Below are 3,550 nucleotides of genomic sequence, written 5' to 3' on the forward strand. Positions count from 1 at the left end.
TCGACAACTGGATGTGGCCGCGCCACACGGGCGATTTCTCGTTCTACCGCGCCTACGTGGGCAAGGACGGCAAGCCGGCGGCCTTCGCGGCCGACAACGTGCCGTACCAGCCGAAGCACTTCCTGAAGTTCGCCGACCAGCCGCTGGGGGCCGACGACTTCGTGATGGTGGCCGGCTACCCGGGCCGCACCAACCGCTATGCGCTGGCCGGTGAGTTCAACGAAACCGCAGGCTGGACCTACCCGACCATCGCCCAGCATTACGCCGCGGTGCTGAAGATGATCGACGAGGCCGGCAAGGCCGACGCCGACATCAAGGTGAAGTACGCCGCCACCGCGGCCAGCATGAACAACGTGGCCAAGAACTACGTCGGCCAGCTGGAAGGCTTCAAGCGCATCGACGCGGCCGGCCAGAAGAAGGCTGAAGAAGCGGCCGTGCTGGCCTGGCTGAAGCAGCAGGGCGCGGCAGGCAAGCCGGCGCTGGCCGCGCACGCGCAGCTGATCAAGCACCTGGATACCAGCAAGGCCACGCGCGAGCGCGACCTGTTCGTGAGCCAGTTCAACAGCACCTCGGCGGTGGGCGCGGCGTTGTCGCTGTACCGCCTGTCGATCGAGCGCGCCAAGCCCGATGCCGAGCGCGAAGCGGGCTTCCAGGAGCGCGACCTGACCACCATCGAAGGCGGCCTGAAGCAGATGGATCGCCGCTACGTGGCGAAGATGGACCAGCAGCTGCAGACCTACTGGCTGGACCAGTACGTCGCCCTGCCGGCCGATCAGCGCAGCAACGCGGTGCTCAACACGTGGCTGGCCGGCAGTGACGCTGCTGCAGTCAAGGCGCTGGTGGCCAAGCTGGGCGGCACCGAACTGGGCAGCCTGGACAAGCGCCTGAGCTGGTTCAAGGCCGACCGCGCCGCCTTCGAGGCCAGCACCGATCCGGCCATCCAGTACGCCGTGGCGGCGATGCCGGCGCTGCTCAAGCAGGAAGAGCAGAAGAAGATCCGCGAAGGCGAATCGCTGACCGCCCGCCCGCTGTACCTGCAGGCCGTGGCCGACTACAAGAAGAGCAAGGGCGGCTTCGTCTACCCCGATGCCAACCTGTCGCTGCGCATCACCTTCGGCAACGTCATGGGCTATGGCAAGGACGGCGTGAACTACACCCCGTTCACCACCCTGGAAGGCGTGGCCGCCAAGGAAACCGGCGTGGATCCGTTCGATTCGCCCAAGGCGCTGCTGGAGGCGGTCAAGGCCAAGCGCTACGGCGGCCTGGAAGACAAGCGGATCGGCTCGGTGCCGGTGAACTTCCTGTCCAACCTGGACATCACCGGCGGCAACTCCGGTTCGCCGGTGCTGGATGCGCACGGCAAGCTGGTGGGCCTGGCGTTCGACGGCAACTGGGAGTCGGTCAGCTCCAACTGGGTGTTCGACCCGGTGATGACCCGCATGATCGCGGTGGACAGCCGCTACATGCAGTGGATCATGCAGGAAGTGGCGCCCGCGCCGCAGCTGCTGAAAGAGCTGAACCTGGCGAAGTGACCCTCACAACCCCGCGGCGAAAGCCGCGGGGTTTTTCGTTGGGCAGATGTCGACCGTGGGGCGGCAGGCGGTCGCTGCAGGGCCCGTGGCCCGTGCCGACCAACGGTCGGCATCTACCGGGTATCATGCGGTGCTCGCGGTCATTCACATCATGTGAACGATTGCGACAGCATTCCTCCCCCCAAGGACTCCCAGTACGCATGCGCATCCTGCTTGCCCGCCACGGTGAAACGCCGTGGAATGCCGAAGGCCGTTACCAGGGCCAGATCGATATCCCGTTGTCGCCGATCGGCGAAGCCCAGGCCCAGGCCCTCGGGGAGCGCCTGAAGTCGGTGGACATCACCCGTGCGGTGGCATCGCCGCTGTCGCGTGCACAACGCACCGCACAGCTGGCGCTGGGTGCCGAACGCGCGTCGATGCTGCTGACCGAACCGGAGCTGCAGGAGATCGCGCACGGTGAGTGGGAAGGCCTGCTGGCCAGTGAAATCCATGAAAAAGACCCGTCGCGCCTGCAGGCCTGGCGCGACGAGCCCGACACCGTGCTGATGCCCGGTGGCGAATCGCTGCGCCTGGTGCTGGAGCGCAGCTGGCGCGGCCTGGCGCGTGCCGCCGAAGGCCTGGGCGAGCACGACACCCTGCTGGTGGTCGCCCACGATGCGGTCAACCGGGTCATCCTGTGCCGCATCCTCGGCCTGCCGCTGTCGCGCCTGTGGACCTTCCGCCAGGCCCCGACCACGCTGAACCTGCTCGAAGGTGCCGACCTGGACCAGCTCGAACTGGTGCGCCTGAACGACTGCGCACACCACACCCCGTTCTTCGGCGAAGCCAAGCACCGCGCGCTGTAACCGTCCCGCGTCCCATTCCGTCGTCCGCCCCACTGATCCAATGCCCATGACCACCGCACGCCCGCACACCCTTTCCGCCTGGCTCAGCCATATCGAGCAGCAGCACCCGGCTACCATCGACATGGGCCTGGAGCGCGTGCGCAGCGTCGCGCAGGCACTGGGGTTGGCGCAGCCCGGCGCGTACACCGTGGTCGTGGGCGGCACCAACGGCAAGGGTTCCACGGTCGCCTTCATCGAGGCGATCGCGCGGGCGGCCGGGTGGAAGGTCGGCGCGTACACCTCGCCGCACCTGCTGCGTTACAACGAGCGCGTGCGCATCGATGGGCAGGACGTCGCCGACGAGGCGCTGATGGCCGCTTTCAATGCCATCGAAGATGCACGCGGCAGCACCACGCTGACCTATTTCGAGTACGGCACGCTGGCCGCGCTGTACCTGTTCGGGCAGGCCGGGCTGGACCTGGCAGTACTCGAAGTCGGCCTGGGGGGGCGCCTGGATGCGGTCAACATCGTCGACGCCGACGTGGCGGTGATCACCACCGTGGACATCGATCACAGCGAGTGGCTGGGCGAGGATCGCGAAGCGATCGGCGTGGAGAAGGCCGGCATCATCCGCGGCTGGAAGCCGGTGATCCTGGGCGAAACCGATCCGCCGTCCAGCGTGCTGGCCCGTGCCTACCTGCTGGGCGCCAACGCGATCCGCGGCGGCAGCGATTTCTTCGCCGACGTCATCGATGCGCAACACTGGCGCTGGCGCGATGTGGGGTTCAGCATCGAGCTGCCCACCCCGGCCCTGCGCGGCCCGATCCAGCTGCGCAATGCCGCCTCCGCGATCGCCGCGCTGCGCACCCTGGACAAGCCGCTGTCGCGCGCGGCGATCACCGAAGGCGTGGCCACCGCGCGCATCCGTGGCCGGTTGCAGGCCGTGCAGCGCAACGGCGTGGACGTGCTGGTGGATGTGGGCCACAACCCGCAGGCCGCGCGCGAACTGGCGGCCGCACTGAAGGCCGCACCGGTGGCCGGGCGCACCCGGGCGGTGTTTGCCGCCCTGCAGGACAAGGATGCGGCCGGCGTGGTCGAGGCGCTGGGCGGGCAGGTCGATGCGTGGCACCTGGCCGGTCTGGACGGTGCCCGCGCGCAGAGCGCGCAGGCGCTGCAGGCCCGCCTGCAGGACAC

Annotated in this window: 3 protein-coding genes; all 3 read left to right on the forward strand. The window is 68.3% G+C overall.

The features are described from left to right. The coding region (locus DBR34_RS18490; RefSeq protein ID WP_258224115.1) for a S46 family peptidase at nucleotides 1–1,532 on the forward strand (1,532 nt) is incomplete at its 5' end. 200 nt (nucleotides 1,533–1,732) lie between these two features. Beyond that, complete coding sequence (locus DBR34_RS18495) at nucleotides 1,733–2,377, forward strand: histidine phosphatase family protein (RefSeq protein WP_038690206.1); 645 nt, start codon at nucleotides 1,733–1,735, stop codon at nucleotides 2,375–2,377. A 46-nt stretch (nucleotides 2,378–2,423) separates the two neighbouring features. Beyond that, nucleotides 2,424–3,550, forward strand: a 1,127-nt coding sequence (gene folC, locus DBR34_RS18500; protein ID WP_258224116.1) for a bifunctional tetrahydrofolate synthase/dihydrofolate synthase, incomplete at its 3' end; no start/stop codon positions are given.

It is taken from the genome of Stenotrophomonas sp. HMWF003 (assembly GCF_003061285.1).
GTDB lineage: Bacteria > Pseudomonadota > Gammaproteobacteria > Xanthomonadales > Xanthomonadaceae > Stenotrophomonas > Stenotrophomonas maltophilia_AP.